Here is a 22920-nt window from a genome sequence, read left to right on the forward strand (position 1 = left end):
AAAACATTCAGGAAGGACCGGGCCGTATGACCGCACCGGCTGTTGCCCCCTTGGACCCGCGTGATCGCGCTCGCGGGGCCCTGCTCGGGCTGGCGATCGGCGACGCGGCCGGACTGCCCGCGCTCTACCACCGCGGCGCGCGCCTCGGCGAGCCCCGCCAATGGCTGTGGCACTTCGGCGGCGCGGCGGACACCAACCAGGTGCTGCGCTTCCCCCTGCCGTTCACCCAGGGCCGCCCCGACGCGCTGGCACTGGCCGGCACCGACGACACCGAGTTCGCCGTCGTCGCCGCGCTCGTCCTCCTCGCCTCCGGTGCCGAGGCCACGAGCGCGGAACTCTTCGCGGGCTGGCGCGAGCAGGTGGTAGACCGGGCCGACGAGGTGTGGTCGGGCATCGCCGAACGCTCCTCGATCGTCAACACCCGGGCCGGGCTCACGCCTCCGGCGACCGGGAACGACAACCCGGCGTCCTTCGACGACGGCGCCGTGGCCCGCGCCGTCCCGGTGGGGATCCGGCACGCGGGCGACCCGGAGCGGGCCGCCCGCGTGGCCACCCGCCTCGCGGAGATCACCCACGCCGACGACGGCGTGTGGGCCGCGGCGGCGATGGCGGCGAGCATCGCGGCCGCACTGGCCGGAGCGGACGCCGTCGAGGCGGTGACCGCCGGAGTCGACCGGATCCCGCAGGACACCTGGCTCGCCCGGCAGATGACGCGCGCGCTCGACCTCGCCGCGACGGCCCCCACCCCGCTGGACCTCGTCGCCGACCTCAACGACCAGGTGGCCAACGCCTCGTACAGCTTCGGCACCGTCGCGCCGGAGACGCTGGCCGCCGCGTTCGCGATCGTCCTGGCGACGGGCGGGGATCCGGTGACCGCGCTGCCGCTGGCCGGCATGGTCGCCAAGCAGAGCGACAGCATGCCCGCGATGGTGGGCGCCCTCACCGGGGCTCTGAACGGCGCCGACGCTCTGCCGCGCCGCTGGTGCGAGAAGGTCGACCAGGTACGCGGCCACTGTCTGCCGCATCTGGCCGGCACCTCGCTCACCACGGTCGCCGACGGCCTCGTCGACGCGAACGGCGGCGGGACCCGGTGACCGACGTCGTCGTGATCGGCAGCCTCAACCTCGATCTCGTGGTGTCCCTGGCGCGGTTGCCCCGCCCCGGGGAGACCGTCGCGGGGCCGTCCGCCGTACGTTCGCCGGGCGGCAAGGGCGCCAACCAGGCCGTCGCCGCCGCCCGGCTCGGCGGGCACGTCAGGCTCGCGGGCCTGGTCGGCGACGACACGTTCGGAACCGAACTGCGCCAGTCCGCCGCCGCGCAGGGCGTGGACGTGTCGCAGGTCGGTGTGGTCGAAGACATCTCGACCGGGACGGCGTTCATCATGGTCGAGGACGGCGGCGAGAACATGATCACCATCGCGGCCGGGGCCAACGGCGCCGTCACCCCCGAAACCCTCGGTGGCGACGAGGGGTTGGCGCGGCTCCTCGAAGGGGCGGGGGCGCTGCTGCTCCAACTGGAGATCCCGACCGCCACCTGTGTGGCGGCGGCCCGGACCGCCCGTGAACTCGGCGTACCCGTCGTGCTCAACGCGGCGCCCTCCCCCTCGGCGATCACCCCCGAACTGGCCCAACTGCTGCGGCTGACCGATGTGTTGATCGTCAACGAGACCGAGGCCGGCGCGCTGACGGGCAGCACCGACCCGGCCGCCCTGCGGGCGCTGGGCCCCGCTGTCGGCGTCGTCACCCTGGGCCGGCACGGCGCGAGCGCCGACGACGGGACGGGCCGCGTCGACGTACCGGGCTTCACCGTCGCCAGCGTGGACACGGTCGGCGCGGGCGACACCTTCTGCGGACAGTTCACGCTGAGCCACGCGGCGGGGACACCCCCGTACGAAGCGCTCCTGCGCTCCTGCGCGGCCGGCGCCCTGGCCACCACCGTCCGGGGCACCCGGTCCGGACCCACCCACGACCAGGTCGAGTCGCTGGTGTCCGGCACGGGCTGACGCTCCACGACAAGCCGCTCGTCAGCCTCCGGGGCACGGGCACAGGCACCCGACCAGCCGAAAGAACGGCCGCCGACAGCGGTAACCGTGCTTTGGGCCGGTGCCGGGGCAGGACGTGGAATTCCACGATGGGCGCATGCCATACGCAGACGCCCCTCCCGCCTTTCACGCGACGGGCTTGACGAAGAAATACGGCCGCCGCGGCAGGCCCGCCCTGAGCGGCGTCAACCTCACCATCCCTTCCGGCCGCGTCATCGGCCTGGTCGGCCCGAACGGCGCCGGCAAGTCGACCCCTGCCGCATCTGACATGCGGGCTGACCGAGCCGACATCCGGCTCGCTGACCGCGCCGGGCGCACGCCCGGCGGCGAACGCCGCGCATCCGGCGCGGGTGGGGTTCGTCGCCCAGAACACCCCGGTGTACGGCTCGTTCACGGTCGCCGAGCACTTGAAGCTCGGCGCCAGGATGAACCCGGCGTGGGACCCGGCCCTGGCCGAGCGGCGCACCAGCCAGGTGGGACTGGACCCCGCACAGCGGGCGGGGCAGCTCTCGGGCGGCCGGCGAGCGCAGCTCGCGCTGACCGTCGCGGCGGCCGAGCGGCCCGAGTTGCTGGTCTTCGACGAGCCGGCGGCGGCGCTGGACCCACTGGCCCGCAAGGGGTTCCAGGCGAACCTGATGGAGTTCGTACGGGAGCTGGGCGCCGGCGCCGTACTGTCCTCACACCTGCTCGGCGACATCGAGCAGGTCTGCGACTACCTCGTCGTGCTGTGCGACTCGCGGGTGCGGATCGCCCGCGACACCGGGGATCCGCTGGCCGCGCACGCCCGACTCGTCGCGCCACGCGGCGAGTTCGGCCGGCTGCCGACCAGGGTCGAGGTGATCGCGACGGAGCACGGCCCGCATCGCGGGCAGCACCCGGACGGTGGAGGTGACGAGCACCGCCAGGCCCAGGGCCATGGACGGTCCGAGTCCGGCGGGTAGCCGGGGCCTGTCGCGTAACGGCCGAAAGTACGGAACGGCCCCGGACGTCAACGCGGTTACGGACATCCGCCCGGCCCCGGACAGCAGCCCGTTTCGCGACCTCAGCCCCGGGACCTGGCACGGCGCGAGACCACGGCCCGCAGCACCCGCTGTCCCTCCGTCGAGAGGTCCAGCGCCTGGCGCAGACCCGCCGCGCCCGCCGTCTCGGCCAGGATCTCCAGGATCTGGATCTGGCGGCGCAGTTCACCGGAGACCAGCGGCCCGGCGACGAACGGCCCGACACCGGCCTCCCCATCCGTCCCCGCGCCCACTCCCGTACGACAGCGCTCCACCCAACTGCCGTAGGCGCCACTGGCGACGGTGCCCGGCGCGCCGCCGACCCGGTCCCCCACCACGTCGAACTGCTGGTGGATCTCCAGCGCCACGACGGAGCAACTGTCGGACCAGGCGCGCAGCGGCTCCACCGCCCATTCGGAGGGCGCGGCGGCGAGCATCTTCCGTACGAGGACGGCCGTTTCGTCGTTGACGACGGCCGCCTCCATCGCCTCCCTGGCCGCCGCGAGCCGTGGGGCCCAGGTCTGCTCCCCGTCGGCGATACCGGACCAGAGGGGACGCAGTACCTCGCCCTCGTCGGCGAGCAGGGGCAGGCAGCGGTCGAGGCAGGCGACGCCGCTCGCGGCGAGGCCCCGCTCATCCGCCTGAACGATCAGTTCCACCAGGCTCATTCACGTCTCCCGTCGCGGGCAGAATACTGCTCTTTACTGCGCCCGGCGGCTGGATTGCGTCACTGATGGCTCAGACATGCGGGTCGTTACGCGAAGAGAATCGCGCACGACCCGCTATGCCCGTAATGACAGACGGTGTTGATCAAGCCGCCCCTACCCACGCACCTTGTTGGCGAGCGTGGCGAACTGCGTCCAGGTGAGATCCGGTTTCACCGGATTCCATACCTTCTGCGACAGTGCCGCCAGCGGCAGTTGGATCCCGGCGGCCACCTGCGCCGTCGTCTGCGCGTTCGCGATGTCGCCCCATACCGCGAACCGCGCGCCGAGGATCTGCTTGGAGTACTGCGCGGGCACCGGCGTCGTACCGCGCAGCACCAGCGGGGTCCACTGCTCGTAGATCCGCTGACCGGTCGGGTACACGAAGTCGTTGGGCTGGCCGAGTACGTAGTAAAGGAACTCGTCGTTGAGGTTCACCACGGGCCGGCCCTCGCGCAGATAGTCCAGCGGAGGCCGCGCGCCGATCTCCTTGCCGGTCCAGTAGGCGACTTGGAGGCTCTGGTCGGGCTTGACGACACCGCCGGCGAAGAAGCCGTCGTTCCACGCCTCGATGTCCTTCTTCTTGGGCCGGACCACGGCCGCGCGGTCGTTCATCCAACCGGTCGCCAGATCCTGGACCTTGGCGTCGGCGCCGTACTTCTTGCGTGCGGCGGCGGCCAGTTGGGGGAAGGACGCCTGGGGGTTGGAGACCACCAGCGCCTGGTATTCATCGGCGCCGATGTTCCAGAACGGCCCGGGGAACAGCGCGTCGTACTCACGCAGCAGTTCGTCGACGAGCTTCGCCGACGCGGGGTTCGCGATGTCGATGGCCCCGCGGACGGTCCGCCCGTTCACGTCCCGCAGTTGCAGGTCCGGATAGTGCGCGAGCACGGCGCCCAGATGTCCCGGTGAGTCGATCTCGGGGACGATGTCGATGTGCAGTTGCCCGGCGAGCGCGATGATCCCCTTGACCTCGGCCGTGGTCAGATGCTGCGCGGAGACGATCTCGGGGTGCGTGTCGGACGCGATACGGAAGCCCTGGTCGTCGGAGAAGTGCAGGCCCAGTTGGTTCAGTTTGAGGTCGGCCATCTCACGCAGCCGGTTCTCGATCCAGCCCGCGGTGTAGTACTTGCGCGCGATGTCCAGATTGAGTCCGCGCTGCGGGCGGTCGGGCCGGTCCTGGACGACACCCTCGGGTATCGCCCCGTCCGCGCGCACCGACTGCTTGAGCGTGCGCGTGCCGTAGAAGACCCCGGCCTCGTCCGGCCCGGCGATCCGCACGCGTCCGTCGCGCGCGGTGAGGGTGTACGACTCGGGGCCGGCCTGTTTGCCCGACTCCAGGGCCAGCTCGACGTCCCCGGCCCCGGCCGCCACCGCTCCCCGGTAGTCGATCTTCAGCTCCTTGGCCAGGAGCTTCCCCTCGTCGGCCAGTTGCCCGCTGTTCTTCGCGATCACGACGGCGCTGCCGCCGGAGGGGCGCCAGCCAGGGCCGCGCGCGGCCTCGTGCTGCCGTACCGAGGGCACGGTGCGCGGTGCCTTGGAGAGCGCGCCGGTGCTGGAGGGGGTGGGTGCGGCCGGACGGGTGTCGGACCGGGCCGACGACGCCTCGGGCCGTGCGGCATCCGGCGGTGCGGTGGTCGATCCCGCCGCCGCGCTGTGATCGGGCGGGGTGGCGTCGGGCCAGGCCACCGCCGTAAGGGTGACGGCCGCCGCCACTACGGCGGCGCCGCCGACCAGGGTCCCCGGGGAGTTCCACCTCATCCGTGCCACCTCATCCGTGATGATCCCTCGCGTGTATGCGTGGAGATAGAGGAAGGAAGTAGGGCGAACGTCCCATGTCCGCGTCCATCGCGCGAGCCGGGGGTGTCCCGTCCGAGTGAAATTCGCGCATCTGTCGGGCACTCGTTACCGGGCGTCGCTAGCGTTGCGAAACATTCGTCTCACCCTTACCTTCTTGATCTTCCTGCACTCCTGTCACTACCACCGAATCTCCCCGCACTTCTGTTACCACCACCGGCTACCGGCCACCGCCCACTGCCGCACTCCCGCCAGGAGCCCACGCTGTCCAGCGATTCCCACGCCGGCCTGGCGCGCTTCAACACCGCCCCGGCCGACACCGTCGAGCGCGCCCTGCTGGCGTGCTGCGGCAGCCGCCGCTGGGCCCTTCGGCTCACCGGCCACCGCCCGTATCCGACCGTCGACGCGCTCCTCGCCGCCGCCGATGAGGCGAGCTACGACCTGTCCCGCGCCGACCTCGCCGAAGCCCTCGCCGGCGAGACGTCGGCCGACCCGCACCACGAGGCGCCGCACGCCGCCCGGACCGCGCTGCGGGCCGCGCACGCGGCGTACGAGAGCGGTTTCGGCCACGCGTTCGTCATCAGCCTCGACCGCTACCGCCCCGAGGAGCGGCTGAACCAGGTGCTCAGCAAGATCCGCGAACGGCTCGCCCACGACCCCGACGAGGAGCGCGCCGTGGCCGCCGACGAACTGCGCCGTCTCGCCCGCTCGCGGGTCGCGCGCCTGATCGCCGACGGACCCCCCGCGCCCCCCGCACCCCGCACACCCCGCGTTTCGCAGGAATCCGGCGACTACGGCCGTCCGGATAGCCCGTCCGTGGCTGTTTGACTGCCTGTTTGATCACACCGACCGGCCCCCGGGCGATCGAGCCGACAAAGCGTCGCTACGATGGCCAGGGCCGGTGGACCGTACCCGGCCGGGCGCGACCGACACCACTGTGCTTCATCGAGTAGAAGATGGCGGCCGGCCCCGATCCCCGCTCCCGGAGGGCTTTTTCCGTGCCGGCTGGAACGCTGTACCGCGGCCGGGAAGGAATGTGGTCATGGGTGGCTCATCGAGTCACCGGCGTCACCATCTTCTTCTTCCTGTTCGTCCATGTGGTGGACACCGCACTCGTCCGCGTCTCCCCCGAGGCGTACGACGACGTCGTGGCGACCTACAAGACTCCTCTCGTCGGCCTGCTGGAGTACGGCCTCGTGGCCGCCGTCCTCTTCCACGCTCTCAACGGTCTGCGCGTCATCGCCGTGGACTTCTGGTCCAAGGGCCCGCGCTACCAGAAGCAGATGCTCTGGAGCGTCGTGGGTGTCTGGCTCGTCCTCATGCTGGGCGCCATCTACCCCGTGCTCGGCCATGCCGCTCGCGAACTCTGGGGGAACTGACCCGATGTCCGCAGACACCACCGCGACCGGTTCCACCGCCGCGATCAGTCCCGTCGAGAGCGTGAGCGTCTTCGACGTCGACCACCCGGCGCCGCTCATCGAGCCGCCGCGCAAGCGCACCGCGAAGACCCCCAAGGCCACGCGCGGCAACTTCGAGATGGCCGCCTGGCTGTTCATGCGGCTGTCCGGCGTCGTCCTCGTCGTCCTGGTCATCGGCCATCTGATCATCCAACTCGTGCTGGACGGCGGCGTCTCCAAGATCGGCTTCGCCTTCGTGGCCGGCCGCTGGGCGTCCCCGTTCTGGCAGGCGTGGGATCTGCTGATGCTGTGGCTGGCGATGCTGCACGGCGCCAACGGCATGCGCACGATCATCAACGACTACGCGGAGCGTGCCAACACACGCCTGTGGCTCAAGGGCCTGCTGTACACCGCCACGGCGTTGACCGTCCTTCTGGGCACGCTGGTGATCTTCACCTTCGACCCGAACATCCGCTAAAGCCGGGGCTGACGACAGCAAATGAAGATCCATAAGATCCATAAGTACGACACCGTCATCGTCGGCGCCGGTGGCGCCGGTATGCGCGCGGCCATCGAGTCGACCAAGCGCAGCCGCACCGCCGTGCTGACGAAGCTGTATCCCACCAGGTCCCACACGGGCGCCGCGCAGGGCGGTATGGCCGCCGCGCTCGCCAACGTGGAGGAGGACAACTGGGAGTGGCACACCTTCGACACGATCAAGGGCGGCGACTACCTGGTCGACCAGGACGCCGCCGAGATCCTGGCGAAGGAGGCCATCGACGCGGTCCTGGACCTGGAGAAGATGGGTCTGCCGTTCAACAGGACGCCGGACGGCACCATCGACCAGCGCCGCTTCGGCGGCCACTCCCGTAACCACGGCGAGGCCCCGGTCCGCCGGTCCTGCTACGCGGCGGACCGCACCGGCCACATGATCCTCCAGACGCTCTACCAGAACTGCGTCAAGGAGGGTGTGGAGTTCTTCAACGAGTTCTACGTCCTGGACCAGTTGATCGTGGACGTCGACGGCGTGAAGACGTCGGCGGGTGTCGTGGCGTACGAGCTGGCCACCGGCGATATCCATGTCTTCCAGGCCAAGTCGGTCATCTACGCGTCCGGCGGCACCGGCAAGTTCTTCAAGGTGACGTCCAACGCGCACACCCTCACCGGTGACGGCCAGGCGGCCTGCTACCGGCGCGGACTGCCCCTGGAGGACATGGAGTTCTTCCAGTTCCACCCCACGGGCATCTGGCGCATGGGCATCCTCCTTACGGAGGGCGCCCGTGGTGAGGGCGGCATCCTGCGTAACAAGGACGGCGAGCGCTTCATGGAGAAGTACGCGCCCGTCATGAAGGACCTCGCCTCGCGCGACGTCGTCTCCCGGTCGATCTACACCGAGATCCGCGAGGGCCGCGGCTGCGGTCCCGAGGGCGACCACGTCTATCTGGACCTGACGCATCTGCCGCCGGAGCAGTTGGACGCCAAGCTCCCGGACATCACCGAGTTCGCCCGTACGTATCTGGGCATCGAGCCGTACACGGACCCGATCCCGATCCAGCCCACCGCGCACTACGCGATGGGCGGCATCCCGACCAACGTCCAGGGCGAGGTCCTGCGCGACAACACGACGGTCGTGCCCGGTCTGTACGCCGCCGGCGAGGTCGCGTGCGTGTCGGTGCACGGCGCCAACCGCCTGGGCACCAACTCGCTGCTCGACATCAACGTCTTCGGCAAGCGCTCCGGGATCGCCGCCGCCGAGTACGCGGCGGGCCGCGACCACGTCGAACTGCCCGAGAACCCGGCCGAACTGGTCCAGACGCAGATCGAGCGGCTGCGCGAGTCCACGGGCAGCGAGCGCGTGGCGGACATCCGCCGCGAGCTCCAGGAGACCATGGACGCGAACGTCATGGTCTTCCGCACCGAGCAGACGATCAAGACGGCCGTCGAGAAGATCGGCGAGCTGCGCGAGCGCTATCTGCGCGTGTCCATCCAGGACAAGGGCCGGCGCTTCAACACGGATCTGCTGGAAGCCGTCGAGCTGGGCAATCTGCTCGACCTGGCCGAGGTGATGGCCGTGTCCGCGCTCGCCCGCAAGGAGTCGCGCGGCGGCCACTACCGCGAGGACTTCCCCAACCGGGACGACGTGAACTTCATGCGCCACACCATGGCGTACCGCGAGGTCGGCGACGACGGCACCGAGTCCATCCGTCTCGACTACAAGCCGGTCGTCCAGACCCGCTACCAGCCGATGGAGCGTAAGTACTGATGGCAACTCCCCTACTGGACAAGGTCGAGGCCGAGTCCGCGGCATCGCCGTACATCACGGTCACCCTGCGCATCCGCCGCTTCAACCCGGAGATCTCCGACGAGTCCCGCTGGGAGGACTTCGCGATCGAGATCGATCCCAAGGAGCGCGTCCTCGACGCCCTGCACAAGATCAAGTGGGACGTCGACGGCTCGCTGACCTTCCGGCGTTCGTGCGCGCACGGGATCTGCGGCTCGGACGCGATGCGGATCAACGGCAAGAACCGGCTCGCGTGCAAGACCCTGATCAAGGACATCACGTCGTTCGACAAGAAGACGGGCGCCGCGAAGCCCATCACGGTCGAGGCCATCAAGGGGCTCACGGTCCTCAAGGACCTGGTCGTGGACATGGACCCGTTCTTCCAGGCGTACCGCGACGTGATGCCGTTCCTGGTCACCACCGGCAACGAGCCGACGCGCGAACGGCTTCAGTCGGCCGAGGACCGCGAGCGGTTCGACGACACCACCAAGTGCATCCTGTGCGCGGCGTGCACGTCGTCGTGCCCGGTGTTCTGGAACGACGGGCAGTACTTCGGCCCGGCGGCGATCGTCAACGCGCACCGGTTCATCTTCGACTCGCGTGACGAGGCGGGCGAGCAGCGCCTGGAAATCCTCAACGACAAGGACGGCGTGTGGCGTTGCCGTACGACGTTCAACTGCACGGACGCCTGTCCGCGCGGTATCGAGGTCACCAAGGCGATCCAGGAAGTGAAGCGCGCGCTGATCACGCGGCGCTTCTGACCGCGCGGCGCCCGCGTCGCGCGCCCGCTGTCCGCGGCAGGGGCCCGTTTCCGTACAAAGCCGTAACGGCCCGTACGGGGCGGGCCCTTTCTGTGCCAGGATTCGGTCAGACCGAGCAGCAGCAGTAGGGGAAGCGGGGAATCATGAGCCAGCCGAATCCGAACCCGAACCCGGAGGGGGACGGCGCCTACGGATGGGGCCCCACCCAGCCGGGCTACGGCTATCCCAACCCGAACCAGGGCCCGGCCGCCCCGGGGTACGGCTATCCCGGCGCCGGCACTCCGGGGTACGAGCCGACGCAGGCCGGCCAGCCCGTGCCGGTGTCCGGGGGCGCGCCGCTGGTGTCGATCGGTGACATCACGGTCATGAACCACGGGATCGTGACGCCGTCCGGCACGCTGCCGCTGCGCGGCGCGGTGTGGAACGCGACGGACATGTCGCGTACGGAGGAGAAGATCCCGACGCACGCCATCATCCTGGCCGTCATCTTCTTCATCTTCTGTCTGCTGGGTCTGCTCTTCCTGCTGATGAAGGAGCGCAAGACCACCGGCTTCATCCAGGTGATGGTGACCAGCGGCGGCACGCACCACTCGACCATGGTCCAGGCGACCGGTCCGGACTCGTTCAACATGGTCATGGGGCAGGTGGCGTACGCCCGTTCACTCAGCAGCATGTAGCGGGAGGGCGGCGCTGTCCGTCGTTCGTTCTGTGTGGGCCGTGCCTTCCGGGTGCGCCGTGCCTTCCGGGTGCGCCGTGCCTTCAGGCCAGACCGTCACCGCGCGCCGCCGGTAGCCCTCCTGCTCGGCGTCCTCGACCGAGAACGTGACGGCCTGGCCCACCACCGGCTCGACGTAGGTCTCACCCGCGACGGCCGAGAAGTGCGCCCACACGTCGTCGACGAGATTGGCGGCGTCCAGCACGCCCCACCCCCGCTCCTCGTGCCACACGCGCACCCGGCCGGCCAGCGGTACGCCGAAGCGGTGGTGCAGGGCCAGTACGTCGCGTTCGTCGTCCTCGTCGAGCGCGTACCCGGTGTGCGAGGCGAGGTGGAACTGTGGTGTGCCGCAATTGACCCGGCGGCCCCGGACCCGCCCGCTGCCGGTCAGCGAACCCACCGGGTAGGGCAGGCCGCCGGAGCCGTACACCTCGGCGCCCCGCTCGTCCGTACGCGTGACATCCAGGTCCACCGCGTGGACGTCGACCAGCCTGCCCGCGTCGTCCACCAGCACGTGGTTGTACGGCCCGTCGTCGCGCAGCAGCCGGAAGCCGTGGTCGCGCATCGTGCGCCCGTAGTGGGCCAGGCTGTCCGCGCGTACGACGATGTCCAGGTCCTCGTGGGGGCGGGTCTGCTCGCACAGGAGGGCGTCGACGCCCCAGCCGCCGTCGAGCCAGACCTCGACGCCGGCCCGGTCGAGCAGATCCAGGACCGCCAGCACATCCTCCGCGCTCATCATGGATCCGACTCTTCCCGATGAGGCGGCGGACGGCATCCTATTTGCGCGGGTGTGCGGCGGTGGCCGGCGAAGGGGTCAGCACCAGGTCGTGGACGAGCGGATCGCCGCCGACCATGATGTGCCGGCTCCACGGCTCGTACTGCCGCGACAGCGCGGCCAGCAGATACGAGCCGCCGACCGGGGCGGTCAGGATGTACGCGCCGTCGGCGAGCGTCGCCACCCGGTCGAGCTGTTCGCCGCCGGGCGAGAGCAGGGTCAGTACGGCGTCGGCGACGGGCGCGCCCTCCTCCGTACGGACGAAGCCGTGCACGGCGGTGGTGCCCGTCTCCTTCTCAGGAGGCTCATCGGTCGCCGCCGTCTTCGGTACGGCGTTGTCGGGTGCCTCCACGGCCAGATGCGGGAGCCGCTTGTCCAGCCAGGGCGGCAGCCACCAGTTGGCCCGTCCCAGCAGATGCATGGCCGCCGGGACCAGCGCCGTACGCAGGATGAACGCGTCCAGCGCGACGGCGGCGGCGAGCCCGATCCCCGCCATCGCCCCCTCGGTGTCGCCGCTGAGCACGAACGCCCCGAAGACGCAGATCATGATGAGCGCGGCGGAGTTGATGACGCGGCTGGTCTCGGCGAGCCCGACCCGTACCGCGCGGGCGTTGTCCTTCGTGTGCACCCATTCCTCGTGCATGCGGCTGACGAGGAAGACCTGGTAGTCCATCGAGAGCCCGAACAGCATGGACAGCATGATGACCGGCAGGAACGCGGTGATCGGGCCCTCCTTACCGAGGCCCAGCAGGTCGGCGCCCCAGCCCCACTGGAAGATCGCGACCAGCACGCCGAAGGACGCGGCGGCGGCGACCAGATTCATCACGGCGGCCGTCAGCGGGACGACGAGCGAACGGAAGGCGAGGAGCAGCAGCAGGAAGCCCAGGCCGATGATCGTGGCGATGAACAGGGGAAGCCGTTCGGCGGTGACCGAGGAGAAGTCCTTGAACACGGCGGTCACGCCGCCGACATGGACCTCCATACCGGAGTCGGGGATGACGTCGTCGCGCAGCCGGTCGATCAGTTGGTCCGTCCGCACGTCCTGCGGTGAGGTGGTGGGGACGACCTGGATGACGGTGACGGTGACGGGAACCGGTGAGGTGGTCGGCGCGGGCATCGCGGCGGCCATCGCCACGCCGTCGTCGGCGGCGACGCGTTCGACGAGGGCGTCCACGGCGGCCTTGGGGTCGGGTGCGTCGGGTGCGTCGGGTGCGTGGGCGAACGCTCCCGTCTCCGCGACGAGTTGGAGCGGTCCGTTGAAGCCGGGCCCGAAGCCCTCGGCGAGCAGGTCGTACGCCTGCCGGGTCGTCCGCTCCTGCGGATGGTTGCCCTGGTCGGTCGCGCCGAGGCGCAGCGACAGCACCGGGATCGCCAGCGCCGCCATCACCACGATCGCGACGGCCGCGATCGCCTTCGGGCGCCGCTGGACGGTGGCCGACCAGCGGGCCGCCGCGCCGTTCGCCTCGACCGGCTCCGGTCCGTCCGCCGCCAGCCTGCGGCGCTGGCGCCGGCTCAGCACCCGCTCGCCGAGCAGTCCGAGCAGCGCGGGCAGCAGGGTGATCGCGGCCAGCACGCTCAGCACGACGGTCAGCGACGTCGCGATGACGACGCCCTGGAGGAAGCTCATCCGCGTCACGAGCATGCCGGCGAGCGCGACACAGACGGTGCCGCCCGCGAACAGCACGGCTCGGCCCGCCGTGTTGAGCGCGAGGGCGGCCGAGTCCTCCGGCGACCTGCCGCCGAGGATGCCCCGGCGGTGCCGCGTGACGATGAACAGCGCGTAGTCGATCCCGACACCGAGTTCGATCAACGAGCCGAGCAGCGAAGCCACTTCGGGCACCTCGACCACATGGCTGAGCAGCAGCGTCGACATGAGCCCGGTGCCGACACCGAAGATGGCCACGGTGATCGGCAGCAGCATCGAGAACAGCGAGCCGAAGGCGAGGAACAGGACGACGCCGGCGGCGAGGATGCCGACCAACTCGGCCATTCCGGTGGGCGGTTCGGCGATGCGGTCGATCGCCTGCCCGCCGAGTTCGACCTGAAGTCCGGCGCGCTCAGCGCCCTGGGCGGTGTCGACCACGTCCTGGACGAGTTCCTTCGGTACGGCGTCGGACCGCTGGGCGAAGGTCACCTGCGCGTACGCGGTCCGCCCGTCCTGGCTGATCCGCGCGCCGTCGCCGGGCCCCGTACCGTACGGTCCGGCAACATCACCGACGCCCGGCAGTGAGCCGATCCGCGTCAGTGCCGGCTCCAGTCGCTCCCGTACGGGCGCGTCGCCGACGGCCCCCGAGTCGACGTGCCACACCACGTTGACCGTGTCCCCCGCGCTCTCGGGGAAGACCTCGGCCAGTCGGTCGTACGCCCGCGACGAGTCGGTGCCCGAGATGCCGAACATGTTCGCGTAATCGCTGCCCGCGGTGCTGCCGGCCACTCCGAGCCCGGTCAACGCCCCCACCCACAGCACCAGGACCACCAGCTTGTGCCGGTAGCACCACCGTGCCCATGCCTCCACAGTCCGTTCCTTCCGTTTTCCGTTCGCGACGTACCCCGACCCGGCTCCGTGTCCCCGGGGCAGGACCCCAGAATCGGGCCGGGCCCCGGCGGCGGGTGGGGTCGTGACCGGGACTCTCAAGGAACTCCAAGGCGGTACGGGCCGGTCGGCGCGGGTCGCGCGCGGATACTGGAGCCATGACTTCTGGAGCCGTGCCCACCGAGGCCAGGACGACGGATACGGCGGCGGCGACCGTGCTCCTGGTCGAGGACGAGCCGAGCATCGCCGACGTCCTGACCATCGCCCTGCGCTACCACCGGTTCGAGGTGGTGGCCGCGGGCTCGGTACGGGAGGCGGCGGAGGCCGTACGACGCGCGCGCCCGGACGTGGCGCTGCTCGACGTGATGCTCCCGGACGGCGACGGCCGCGACATCGCCCACCAACTGAGGCTGTCCCACCCTCAGATGGCGGTGGTGTTCCTCACCGCGCGGGACGCGCCCGCGGAGATCGTCGGCGGGCTCTCGCTCGGCGACGACTACATCACCAAGCCGTTCAACGTGGACGAGGTGGTCGCCCGGCTGCGGGCGGTGCTGCGCAGGACCCGGCCGGCCGACCGGATCGCCGTCCGGCCGCCGCTGCGGTACGGCGATCTGGAGCTGGACGAGGCGACGTACACGGTGCGCAGGGCGGGGCGCACGGTGGACCTGACCCCGACCGAGTACGCGCTGCTGCGGTTCCTGGTGCGCAACGCCGGTGCGGTGCTGACCAAGGAGCAGTTGCTGCGCCATGTCTGGCGCTACGAGCACGCGGCCGAGTCCACGGTGGTGGAGACCTACATCAGCTATCTGCGGCGCAAACTCGACGCGTACGGACCGCCGTTGATCATGACGAGGCGCGGGGTGGGCTACGGTCTCGCGAGTCCGGGCTCGCCGTGACGGGCAACCGTCGGCTGTGGGGCTGTCGTCGGCCCCAGTGCCGCGGGCCCAAGTACCGTACGCGCTCGCTGCGTTCGAAGCTCACGCTGGTCAACGTGGTGCTGCTCGCGCTGGGCATCACCATCGCGACCGCCGTCAGCCTCTTCGGTCTGCGGCACTATCTGCTGGATTCCATCGACTCCGAACTGACCATGTCACGCGGCGGGTTGCGGAACAGCCAACTGACCATCGAGCAGATCGAATCGCTCAGCTCGCTGGCCGCGATCATGGACAAGATCTCGCCCGGCAGGCCGGGCGGCGGGGGCTCGCTGCCGCCGCCCGACTCCGTCTTCGTGGCGGTCGACGCGCAAGGCGAACCCATCCATCTGGCGGGCTTCGTCCCCACCGAGCGGCAGCGCGCACTCGCGCGGGCCGTCGCCGACCCGGCGGCCCTGAGCCGTCAGGACGGTGTGCGCGAGGTGACGGTGGCGGGCGATCCGTACCGGGTGGTGGGAGCCCGGCTCGGCGACGGCTCCACGGTGCTGATATCGACATCCACCAAGGTCGTGCACGAAAGCCTGCTGCTGGCGCTGAAGTTCGACGCCGCCGTCGGCGGGCTGCTGCTCGTGCTGCTGGCGCTGATCACGCTGGTGAGCGCGAACCGTACGCTGCGCCCGCTCGGGGACATGGTCGAGACGGCGACGGCGATCGCCGAGGGCGATCTGACCCGCCGGGTGCCCGGCCGCCACGATCCGGTCACGGAGACGGAGCAGTTGCGGCTGGCGCTCAACGCCATGCTCCAGCAGGTCGAGTCCGCGTATGTGACGCGCGAGCGCAGCGCGGCGCAACTGCGGCGGTTCGTCGCGGACGCGTCGCACGAGCTGCGTACGCCGCTGTCCGCGATCCGCGGCTACCTCCAGTTGTACGAGAAGGGGATGCTCGGCACAGAGGCCGAACGCGCCCGCGCGCTGGGCCGGATGACCGGTGAGGCGGACCGGATGGCCCGGCTCGTCGACGAACTGCTCACCCTGGCCCGGCTCGACCAGCGGCCGGTGCTGCGGCTGCGCCCCGTCGATCTGAGCAAGCTGGTGCGCGACGCGGCGGACGATCTGCGGGCGCAGCAGCCGGAGCGCCCGCTGGAGGTGGCCGCGGCGGGCTCGATGCTCGTCCAGGCGGACGAGTCCGGGCTGCGGCAGGTGATCGGCAACCTGCTGACGAACATCCGCACCCACACCCCCGCCGACGCGCCCGTCCGGGTGGAGCTGGGCCGCTCGGACGAGGGCGAGGTGCGGCTCCATGTCCATGACGAGGGGCCGGGAATGAGCGACGAGGACGCGGAGCGGATATTCGACCGCTTCTTCCGGGCCGGGGGCGGCGGTGCGGGCAGCGGGCTCGGGATGGCGATCGTGCACGCGGTGGTGCGCTCGCACGACGGGGCGGTGGCGGTACGCACGGCCCCGGGGGCGGGGCTGACGGTGACGGTGACGCTGCCCGCTCCCACGCCTGGCGGGACGCCGGATGTCCGTCCTACGCCTGGCGGGACGCCAACTGGACGACCGTGATGTCCGAGGGCGCCCCGACCCGTACCGGCGGTCCCCACGCCCCGGCCCCGCGTGTGACGTAGAGCGCGGTGTCGCCGTACTGCTCGAGACCGGCCAGGGTCGGGTTGGACGCCTGCGCGATGTAGTTCACCGGCCACATCTGGCCGCCGTGCGTGTGCCCCGACAACTGGAGGCCGATGCCGTACTTGACCGCGTCGTGGATGACGACGGGCTGGTGCGCGAGGAGTACGGACTCCCGCGCCGGGTCACGGTCGCCGAGCGCCTTCTCGAAGTCGGGGCCTTCGCCCTCGTCCTCGCCGGCTATGTCGTTGACGCCCACCAGATCGAACCCGGCGATCTCCACGCGGGCGTTCTCCAGCGGGTGCAGCCCCAACTCCCGTACGTGGTCGACCCATTCGCCCGCGTCGCCGAAGTACTCATGGTTTCCGGTGACGAAGTACGAGCCGTGCTTGGCCCGCAGCCCGGCCAGCGGCTCGGCGGCCGGCCCCAGGTCGGCGACGGTCCCGTCGACCAGGTCGCCGACGACGGCGACGAGGTCGGGGTTGGTGGAGTTGATGGTGTCGACGACGCGCTGCGCGTGGGCCTTGCCCAGCAGGGGGCCGAGGTGGATGTCGCTGACGACGGCGATGCGGTAGCCGTGCGCGGCGCGCGGCAGCCGCGCGAGGGGGACGGTGACGCGCTTGACGGCGGGGCCGCGCAGTACGTTCGCCGTGCCGTAGCCGACCGTGGCGAGCGCGGCGGCGGCAGCGGCGCCGCCGACGACGCGGGAGACGAAGATCCGGCGGGAGGGGTCGGGGGCGGTGGTCGCGTCGGGGGCAGGGGTCGCGTCGTCGGCGGTGGTCGCGTCGGGGGCGGGGGTCGCGTCGGCCTCGGGGCCGGAGGTGGCCGCCGCGTTCGACGGCGCCGACGCTCCGACGGTCGCGGGCGCCTCGACGGCCGCCGTCTCCGCTGCCGTCTCCCCCGCTGCTGCCGTCGCCGCCCGGCGGTCGAGCACCCGGCGCAGGAGCGGCCGTACGGCTTCGCCCACCAGCAGCGCCAGCAGCAGATACAGCAGGGTCGCCAGCCACATGTACGCGGGCCAGCCGAGGATCTGCTTGAGCGCGAACGGCGTTCCGGAGCGGCCCACCGCCACGCCGGCCACGGTCAGGACCGGCAGCAGGATGATCACGGCGGTGCCCGCCTTGCGGGCCGTACCACCCGCCGTGGTCGTGTCGCGGACCAGGCGCCGCCATATGTAGTAATGCGCGCCTGCCACGAGCGTGACGGCGACGAGCGCCATCAGAACAACCACGACGATCACGAGCCGGTTCCCCTTTATCCCTGTCGCTGTCTGAGTACTACGTGCTCGTCGCCGGGTTCGTTCCTGGACTCGTGCCCTGTCTCGTGCCGTGATCCGTGCCGTGTTTCGTGCCGCCAGGCGCGGACTCCACGGAACCCCACCGCCCCAACTCCCGTCCCCAGAAGGAAGGACGTAATGGCGAGCAGCAGATGCACCCAGAAGTAGCCCGTGGGGTCACCGGCGTCGTCGAAGGCGAGTCCGCTGCCGTCCTGCCACAGATTCTTGACGAAAGTGATCCAGATGAACCAGCTCCACACCCCGAAGGCGAGCAGGAACCAGGACACGGGGCGGCTGAGCTTCATGGATCCAGTATCACCGGAGCCCGTACCGCCGTTTCGCCGGGGGCTGGCCGGTGGGCGGGACGGTGGGGAGCGCCGTGAGGGCCGGTGGCCGGAAAGTGAGCTGTCCTGGCGGTGGACGCGGCTGGTCAGCCCGCCGGGGTTCGGAACGCCCGCCCGGCCATGTACGTTTTCGACCGTGTCCGCATTGAAAAAGACCGCGTTGACGGTCCTCGCTGCCGCGTTGCTGCCCGTTCTGACCGCCACGCCCGCCCTCGCGGACGACGCGACCACGGACAAATCCGAGGACAAGCAGCCGAAGCCACCGGCGGCGATGTCGACGGTCGGCGGCTCCCTGCTCGGCAAACCCGGTACGCAGGTGAATCTCGCCCCGGGCGTACCGATCCTGCCGAAGAAGCTGACCGGCCGATCGTGGATCGTCGCGGACGCCGAGAGCGGCGACGTCCTGGCCTCGCGCAACGCGCACTGGCGGCTGCCGCCCGCGTCGACGCTGAAGATGCTCTTCGCGGACACGGTCCTGCCCATGCTGCCGAAGGACCAGTCCCACAAGGTGACGAGCGCGGATCTGGCCGGGGTGGGTGAGGGCAGCAGCCTGGTGGGGGTGAAGGAGGAGAGCACGTACACCGTCCATGACCTGTGGATGGGCGTGTTCCTGCGCTCGGGCAACGACGCCGTGCATGTGCTGTCGGAGATGAACGGCGGCATCGCCAAGACGGTCGCCGACATGAACAAGCACGCGGCCGACCTCCAGGCGCTCGACACGAACGTCGTCTCGCCGGACGGTTACGACGAGAAGGGACAGGTCTCCAGCGCGTACGACCTCACCCTGATCGCCCGCTCCGGGCTTCAGAAGAAGGACTTCCGGGAGTATTCGTCCACCGTCAGGGTGCAGTTCCCCGGCGAGGAGAAGAAGGCGAAGAAGGGCGAGAAGGCCCCCAAGCGCGAGACGTTCGAGATCCAGAACACCAACCGGCTGCTGACCGGCGATGCCGGTCTGGATCCGTACAAGGGCATCGCCGGGGTCAAGAACGGCAACACCACCAACGCGGGCTCGACCTTCACCGGGGTCGCCGAGCGCGACGGCAGGGTCCTGCTGGTCACGGTCATGAACCCGTCCGAGGAAGAGAGCCTGGCGGTCTATCAGGAGACGAGCCGGCTGCTGGACTGGGGCTTCACCGCCGCCGGAAAGGTCGAGCCGATCGGCAAGCTGGTGCAGCCCGGCTCCACCGGCGGCGACTCGGACAAGGAGGCCGTGGGCGAGCAGGACGCGGGCGGCAAGGGCGAGGCCGGTGGCAGTGCGGGTACGGACCAGGCGGCGCTCGGTGACAAGGCGTCCGCGTCGTCCGGGTCGGGCGGCAGGGGGATCGCGGTGGCCATCACGGGCGGTGCGTTGCTGCTGCTGGCGGCGGCCGTGTTCCTGGTGAACCGGCGCTGGCCGCTGCCGGACCTGGTCAAGCGTCTGCCGGGCCGTTAGGCGGGGCGCTGGGCGGACCGCTGGGCGGGGCTGTTGGGCGGGGGCGTTACGCCGGGCCGCCGGGCGGGGGCGTTACGCCGGACCCCGTGCCGGATGTGTCCGGCTCGCAGTCCGACGGTTCGCTCTCGCGCGGCGTCGCCGTCCAGGCGGCGCAGTACAGCATCAGCTTCGCCGTGAAGTTGATCCACAGCAGCAGCGCGACCGGCACCCCGAACGCCCCGTACATGCTCTTGCCCGCGACGTCGCGCACATAGCCGCCGAGCAGCAGCTTGAGCAGTTCGAAGCCGACCGCGCCGATGACGGCGGCGACGATCAGCCGGCGCCGTGGCGGATGCACGCCGGGCAGCAGCGTCAGCACGTACAGCAGGATGAGGAAGCCCGCGACGGCCGCCACGACGATCGCCGCGATCTGGAGCAGCACCCCGCCGGCGCCGCCCTCGGAGATGCCGAGTCGGTGGGCGGTCCAGCCGATGGCCGTGGAGCCGAGGGTCGACGCGCCGATCGAGACGAGCACCGTGGCGCCGAGGCCGACGAGGATGACCGCGTCCTTGGCCTTCCGTACGAAGGGGTTGCCCTCGTCCACGTGGTCCAGCTCCCACACGGCGCGCAGGCATCCGCGCATCGAGCCGACCCAGCTGATGCCGGTGAACAGCAGCAGCGCGCCCGCCACCAGCCCCACCGTGCCGGCGTTGGCGACCAGCGAGTTGAGGTCCAGCTCGTCGGAGATGCCCGGCACCTGGGCGGTGAGGTCGCGCTGGAGCCGGTCGAGCTGGTCCTGGCTGAGCAGTACGGCCCCGATCGCCGCGCTTACGGTGATCAGCGGGAAGAGGGCCAGGAAGCTGATGAAGGTGATCGCCGCCGCGAGCCGGGACCAGTGCGTCCGATTCAGGGTGTCGAGGGAACGCCAGGCGTGCGTCAGCGTCAGCCGGGCCACGAGCGGCCCGACGACGGGGAGTTTTTTCAGCCAGTCCATGACAGAGACCTGCCCTCGGGTCGGAGAACCAAGGGTCGGGTACCCCGGAAGCCGTTTCTCACGTCGTCACCCTCCGACATCCACCCAATCACCCAACCACCCATTCATACGAGTACCGCAGCAAATACGGCTTACAGCGCAAAGAATGACGTTTAGGGCGATACCGTCTCGACCATGTCTGCCGAGATCGCCGCGATGGCCGCCCAGACCGCCCAGACCGCCGAGCCCGTCACCGACGACTTCGTCTCCGTCAGCGGCTGGGGCCGCACCGCCCCCACGGCCGCCGCCCGTCTCGTACGGCCACGTTCTTACGAGGAGACGGCGCGCGCCGTGCGCGACTGCGGTACGCGCGGGTCCATCCCGCGCGGTCTCGGCCGCGCGTACGGCGACGCGGCGCAGAACGCGGGTGGCTGCGTCATCGAGATGACCGCGCTGGACCGCGTCGTGTCCGTCGACACCGGGGCGGGGATCGTCCGGTGCGAGGCGGGGATCAGTCTGCACCGGCTGATGGAGGTGCTGCTGCCGCTGGGCTGGTTCGTGCCGGTGACACCCGGGACGAGGCAGGTCACGGTCGGCGGGGCGATCGGCGCCGACATCCACGGCGGGAACCACCAGGTGTCGGGTTCGTTCTCCCGCCATGTGCTGTCCCTGGATCTGCTGACCGCCGACGGCCGCGTACGTACGGTCGTCCCCGGCACGCCCCTGTTCGACGCGACGGCGGGCGGCATGGGGCTGACCGGGGTGATCCTGGCGGCGACCTTCCGGCTGCACCCGGTCGAGACCTCGCTGATGTCGGTCGACACCGAACGCGCCACGGACCTCGACGATCTGATGGCCCGTCTCACGACGTCCGACCACCGCTACCGCTACTCGGTCGCCTGGATCGATCTGCTCGCGCGCGGCTCCTCCTTGGGACGTTCCGTCCTCACCCGTGGCGACCACGCGCCACTCGCCGCGCTGCCCGCGCGGTCGCGCAGACAGCCGCTCGCCTTCCGGCCCGCCCCGCTCCCCGGCGTGCCCTCCTACGTACCCGAGGGGCTGCTGCGACGGACCACGGTGGGGCTGTTCAACGAGCTTTGGTACCGAGGAGCGCCGAAACGGCGGACCGGTGAACTCCGGCGCGTCCCGGCCTTCTTCCACCCGCTGGACGGCGTTCCGCACTGGAACAGGCTGTACGGGCGCGGTGGCTGCGTCCGGTATCAGTTCGCCGTCCCGCACGGTCAGGAGGAGGCGCTGATCCGGATCGTACGACGCGTCGTCAGGCGCGGCTGTCCGTCCTTCCTCGCCGTGCTGAAGCGGCTCGGCGCGGGCGATCCCGGCTGGCTGTCCTTCCCCGTGGCCGGCTGGACGCTCGCGCTGGACATCCCCACCGGACTGACCGGTCTGGGCCCCTTCCTCGACGAGCTGGACCAGGACGTCGCCGCCGCAGGGGGCCGGGTCGCTCTCGCGAAGGACTCGCGGCTGCGGCCCGAACTGCTGGCCGCGATGTATCCGCGACTGGGCGAATTCCGGGCGCTGCGGGCCGAGTTGGACCCGTGCGCGGTCTTCGTCTCCGATCTCTCCCGCCGTCTGTCGATCTGAACGTCGTCATCCGCACACCCTCGCTGCAAGGAGCACCGCACCATGAAGGACGCCTTCGGCATCCCGCAGTCCCTGCTCGTCCTCGGTGGGACGTCCGAGATCGCGCTGGCCACGGCGCGCCGGCTGATCGCGCGCCGTGCACGCACGGTCTGGCTGGCCGGCCGCGCGTCACCCGCCCTCGACACCGCGGCCGAGCAGTTGCGTACCCAGGGCGCGGAGGTGCGCACCGTCGACTTCGACGCGCTCGACCCGGGCTCGCACGCGGAAGTGCTCGGCAAGGTCTTCGCGGAGGGCGACATCGACATGACGCTGCTCGCCTTCGGTGTCCTCGGCGACCAGGCGCACGACGAGGCCGACCCGCCGGCCGCCGTCAGGGTCGCGCAGACCAACTACACGGGCGCGGTCTCGGCCGGGCTGGTGTGCGCGGCGGCGATGCAGACGCAGGGGCACGGTTCGCTGGTGGTGCTGTCGTCGGTGGCCGGTGAGCGGGCGCGGCGCGCGAACTTCATCTACGGGTCGAGCAAGGCGGGCCTGGACGCGTTCGCGCAGGGGCTCGGGGACGCCATGCACGGCACGGGTGTGCATGTGATGGTCGTGCGGCCCGGCTTCGTACGGACGAGGCGGACGGCCGGGCTGGAGGAGACACCGCTGGCCACCACGCCGGAGGCGGTGGCGGCGGCCGTGGAGCTGGGGCTGCGGCGCCGTTCGGAGACGGTGTGGGTGCCGGGGGCGCTGCGGGTGGCGATGTCGCTGGTACGGCATCTGCCGAGGCCGCTGTTCCGGCGGCTGCCGGTCTGAGCGGGCCGCTTGCCGGG

Annotated in this window: 21 protein-coding genes and 1 pseudogene; 15 read left to right on the forward strand and 7 right to left on the reverse strand. The window is 70.8% G+C overall.

All coding sequences use genetic code 11. The features are described 5' to 3' along the window. The first annotated feature begins 26 nt into the window (after positions 1-26). The 4 genes and pseudogenes from OG329_RS14440 (at position 27) to OG329_RS14455 (ending at position 2982) form a co-directional block, all read left to right on the forward strand. Positions 27-1094: an ADP-ribosylglycohydrolase family protein gene (locus OG329_RS14440; protein ID WP_405795448.1), complete on the forward strand. Its 1068-nt coding sequence runs from the start codon at positions 27-29 to the stop codon at positions 1092-1094. Continuing rightward, on the forward strand, positions 1091-2002 hold the full coding sequence (locus tag OG329_RS14445; protein WP_405795449.1) for a ribokinase: 912 nt from the start codon (positions 1091-1093) through the stop codon (positions 2000-2002). The genes OG329_RS14440 and OG329_RS14445 overlap by 4 nt, the downstream gene beginning before the upstream one ends. Positions 2003-2138: 136 nt before the next feature. Beyond that, positions 2139-2258 (forward strand): annotated as a pseudogene (locus tag OG329_RS14450) (daunorubicin/doxorubicin resistance ABC transporter ATP-binding protein DrrA); the annotation flags it as partial. 82 nt (positions 2259-2340) lie between these two features. Beyond that, on the forward strand, positions 2341-2982 hold the full coding sequence (locus OG329_RS14455) for an ATP-binding cassette domain-containing protein (protein ID WP_405801836.1): 642 nt from the start codon (positions 2341-2343) through the stop codon (positions 2980-2982). A gap of 101 nt (positions 2983-3083) precedes the next feature. Here OG329_RS14455 and OG329_RS14460 read toward each other — a convergent pair whose 3' ends face one another. Together OG329_RS14460 and OG329_RS14465 are read right to left on the reverse strand one after the other, a co-directional pair. Then, entirely contained in the window at positions 3084-3707 is a 624-nt protein-coding gene (locus OG329_RS14460) for a hypothetical protein (RefSeq protein ID WP_405795450.1), read from the reverse strand. A 153-nt stretch (positions 3708-3860) separates the two neighbouring features. After that, the gene (locus tag OG329_RS14465) at positions 3861-5504 is read right to left on the reverse strand and encodes a family 20 glycosylhydrolase (RefSeq protein WP_405795452.1); all 1644 of its coding nucleotides are present in this window, start codon (positions 5502-5504) and stop codon (positions 3861-3863) included. A 102-nt stretch (positions 5505-5606) separates the two neighbouring features. Here OG329_RS14465 and OG329_RS14470 point away from each other — a divergent pair, with 102 nt between their 5' ends. The 6 genes from OG329_RS14470 to OG329_RS14495 all read left to right on the forward strand — a co-directional run bounded on the left by OG329_RS14470 (position 5607) and on the right by OG329_RS14495 (position 10656). Further along, entirely contained in the window at positions 5607-6368 is a 762-nt protein-coding gene (locus tag OG329_RS14470; RefSeq protein WP_405795453.1) for a 2-oxo-4-hydroxy-4-carboxy-5-ureidoimidazoline decarboxylase, read from the forward strand. A gap of 170 nt (positions 6369-6538) precedes the next feature. Further along, a complete protein-coding gene (gene sdhC, locus OG329_RS14475; protein WP_405795454.1) occupies positions 6539-6919 on the forward strand; it encodes a succinate dehydrogenase, cytochrome b556 subunit in 381 nt (126 codons plus the stop codon). A 4-nt stretch (positions 6920-6923) separates the two neighbouring features. Continuing rightward, positions 6924-7415 (forward strand): succinate dehydrogenase hydrophobic membrane anchor subunit, encoded by a 492-nt coding sequence (locus OG329_RS14480; RefSeq protein ID WP_405795455.1) that lies wholly within the window; start codon positions 6924-6926, stop codon positions 7413-7415. 21 nt (positions 7416-7436) lie between these two features. Beyond that, a complete protein-coding gene (gene sdhA, locus OG329_RS14485) occupies positions 7437-9200 on the forward strand; it encodes a succinate dehydrogenase flavoprotein subunit (RefSeq protein ID WP_405795456.1) in 1764 nt (587 codons plus the stop codon). Then, entirely contained in the window at positions 9200-9979 is a 780-nt protein-coding gene (locus OG329_RS14490; protein ID WP_405795458.1) for a succinate dehydrogenase iron-sulfur subunit, read from the forward strand. The genes sdhA and OG329_RS14490 overlap by 1 nt, the downstream gene beginning before the upstream one ends. Before the next feature lie 143 nt (positions 9980-10122). Next, positions 10123-10656: a hypothetical protein gene (locus OG329_RS14495; RefSeq protein WP_405795459.1), complete on the forward strand. Its 534-nt coding sequence runs from the start codon at positions 10123-10125 to the stop codon at positions 10654-10656. On the opposite strand, the gene OG329_RS14500 is transcribed toward OG329_RS14495, so the two are convergent. Together OG329_RS14500 and OG329_RS14505 are read right to left on the reverse strand one after the other, a co-directional pair. Further along, positions 10639-11433, reverse strand: a complete 795-nt coding sequence (locus OG329_RS14500) for a nucleotidyltransferase domain-containing protein (RefSeq protein WP_405795461.1) — start codon at positions 11431-11433, stop codon at positions 10639-10641. The two genes, OG329_RS14495 and OG329_RS14500, sit on opposite strands and share 18 nt — an antisense overlap. A gap of 37 nt (positions 11434-11470) precedes the next feature. Further along, positions 11471-13984, reverse strand: coding sequence for an MMPL family transporter (locus OG329_RS14505; RefSeq protein WP_405795462.1), 2514 nt, complete (start codon positions 13982-13984; stop codon positions 11471-11473). A 176-nt stretch (positions 13985-14160) separates the two neighbouring features. On the opposite strand from OG329_RS14505, the gene OG329_RS14510 reads away from it, so the two are divergent. Continuing rightward, positions 14161-14898, forward strand: coding sequence for a response regulator transcription factor (locus tag OG329_RS14510; protein WP_405795464.1), 738 nt, complete (start codon positions 14161-14163; stop codon positions 14896-14898). Further along, entirely contained in the window at positions 14895-16439 is a 1545-nt protein-coding gene (locus OG329_RS14515; protein ID WP_405795465.1) for an ATP-binding protein, read from the forward strand. Before OG329_RS14510 ends, OG329_RS14515 begins: the two co-directional genes overlap by 4 nt. On the opposite strand, the gene OG329_RS14520 is transcribed toward OG329_RS14515, so the two are convergent. Both OG329_RS14520 and OG329_RS14525 read right to left on the reverse strand, forming a co-directional pair. After that, positions 16405-17718, reverse strand: coding sequence for a metallophosphoesterase (locus OG329_RS14520; protein WP_405801837.1), 1314 nt, complete (start codon positions 17716-17718; stop codon positions 16405-16407). The genes OG329_RS14515 and OG329_RS14520 overlap by 35 nt on opposite strands. Before the next feature lie 35 nt (positions 17719-17753). After that, the gene (locus OG329_RS14525) at positions 17754-18080 is read right to left on the reverse strand and encodes an SCO4848 family membrane protein (RefSeq protein ID WP_405795466.1); all 327 of its coding nucleotides are present in this window, start codon (positions 18078-18080) and stop codon (positions 17754-17756) included. A 175-nt stretch (positions 18081-18255) separates the two neighbouring features. On the opposite strand from OG329_RS14525, the gene OG329_RS14530 reads away from it, so the two are divergent. Then, positions 18256-19551 (forward strand): D-alanyl-D-alanine carboxypeptidase family protein, encoded by a 1296-nt coding sequence (locus OG329_RS14530; RefSeq protein ID WP_405795468.1) that lies wholly within the window; start codon positions 18256-18258, stop codon positions 19549-19551. Positions 19552-19597: 46 nt separating this feature from the next. Here OG329_RS14530 and OG329_RS14535 read toward each other — a convergent pair whose 3' ends face one another. Further along, positions 19598-20524: a YihY/virulence factor BrkB family protein gene (locus OG329_RS14535; RefSeq protein ID WP_405795469.1), complete on the reverse strand. Its 927-nt coding sequence runs from the start codon at positions 20522-20524 to the stop codon at positions 19598-19600. A gap of 195 nt (positions 20525-20719) precedes the next feature. Between OG329_RS14535 and OG329_RS14540 the strand changes: the two genes are divergently transcribed. Together OG329_RS14540 and OG329_RS14545 are read left to right on the forward strand one after the other, a co-directional pair. Then, a complete protein-coding gene (locus OG329_RS14540; RefSeq protein ID WP_405801838.1) occupies positions 20720-22105 on the forward strand; it encodes an FAD-binding protein in 1386 nt (461 codons plus the stop codon). Between the two features lie 42 nt (positions 22106-22147). Beyond that, the gene (locus OG329_RS14545; protein WP_405795470.1) at positions 22148-22903 is read left to right on the forward strand and encodes a decaprenylphospho-beta-D-erythro-pentofuranosid-2-ulose 2-reductase; all 756 of its coding nucleotides are present in this window, start codon (positions 22148-22150) and stop codon (positions 22901-22903) included. The last annotated feature ends 17 nt before the right edge of the window (positions 22904-22920 follow it).

The sequence above is a fragment of the Streptomyces sp. NBC_01506 genome (assembly GCF_045040295.1).
GTDB lineage: Bacteria > Actinomycetota > Actinomycetes > Streptomycetales > Streptomycetaceae > Streptomyces.

Excerpts from the sequence above, each read along its gene's own strand:
- OG329_RS14440 (WP_405795448.1), top strand. The coding sequence starts at position 27 with ATGACCGCACCGGCTGTTGCCCCCTTGGACCCGCGTGATCGCGCTCGC.
- OG329_RS14460 (WP_405795450.1), bottom strand. The coding sequence starts at position 3,707 with ATGAGCCTGGTGGAACTGATCGTTCAGGCGGATGAGCGGGGCCTCGCC.
- OG329_RS14465 (WP_405795452.1), bottom strand. The coding sequence starts at position 5,504 with ATGAGGTGGAACTCCCCGGGGACCCTGGTCGGCGGCGCCGCCGTAGTG.
- OG329_RS14480 (WP_405795455.1), top strand. The coding sequence starts at position 6,924 with ATGTCCGCAGACACCACCGCGACCGGTTCCACCGCCGCGATCAGTCCC.
- sdhA (WP_405795456.1), top strand. The coding sequence starts at position 7,437 with ATGAAGATCCATAAGATCCATAAGTACGACACCGTCATCGTCGGCGCC.
- OG329_RS14490 (WP_405795458.1), top strand. The coding sequence starts at position 9,200 with ATGGCAACTCCCCTACTGGACAAGGTCGAGGCCGAGTCCGCGGCATCG.
- OG329_RS14495 (WP_405795459.1), top strand. The coding sequence starts at position 10,123 with ATGAGCCAGCCGAATCCGAACCCGAACCCGGAGGGGGACGGCGCCTAC.
- OG329_RS14500 (WP_405795461.1), bottom strand. The coding sequence starts at position 11,433 with ATGATGAGCGCGGAGGATGTGCTGGCGGTCCTGGATCTGCTCGACCGG.
- OG329_RS14510 (WP_405795464.1), top strand. The coding sequence starts at position 14,161 with ATGACTTCTGGAGCCGTGCCCACCGAGGCCAGGACGACGGATACGGCG.
- OG329_RS14520 (WP_405801837.1), bottom strand. The coding sequence starts at position 17,718 with ATGGCGCTCGTCGCCGTCACGCTCGTGGCAGGCGCGCATTACTACATA.
- OG329_RS14525 (WP_405795466.1), bottom strand. The coding sequence starts at position 18,080 with ATGAAGCTCAGCCGCCCCGTGTCCTGGTTCCTGCTCGCCTTCGGGGTG.
- OG329_RS14535 (WP_405795469.1), bottom strand. The coding sequence starts at position 20,524 with ATGGACTGGCTGAAAAAACTCCCCGTCGTCGGGCCGCTCGTGGCCCGG.
- OG329_RS14540 (WP_405801838.1), top strand. The coding sequence starts at position 20,720 with ATGGCCGCCCAGACCGCCCAGACCGCCGAGCCCGTCACCGACGACTTC.
- OG329_RS14545 (WP_405795470.1), top strand. The coding sequence starts at position 22,148 with ATGAAGGACGCCTTCGGCATCCCGCAGTCCCTGCTCGTCCTCGGTGGG.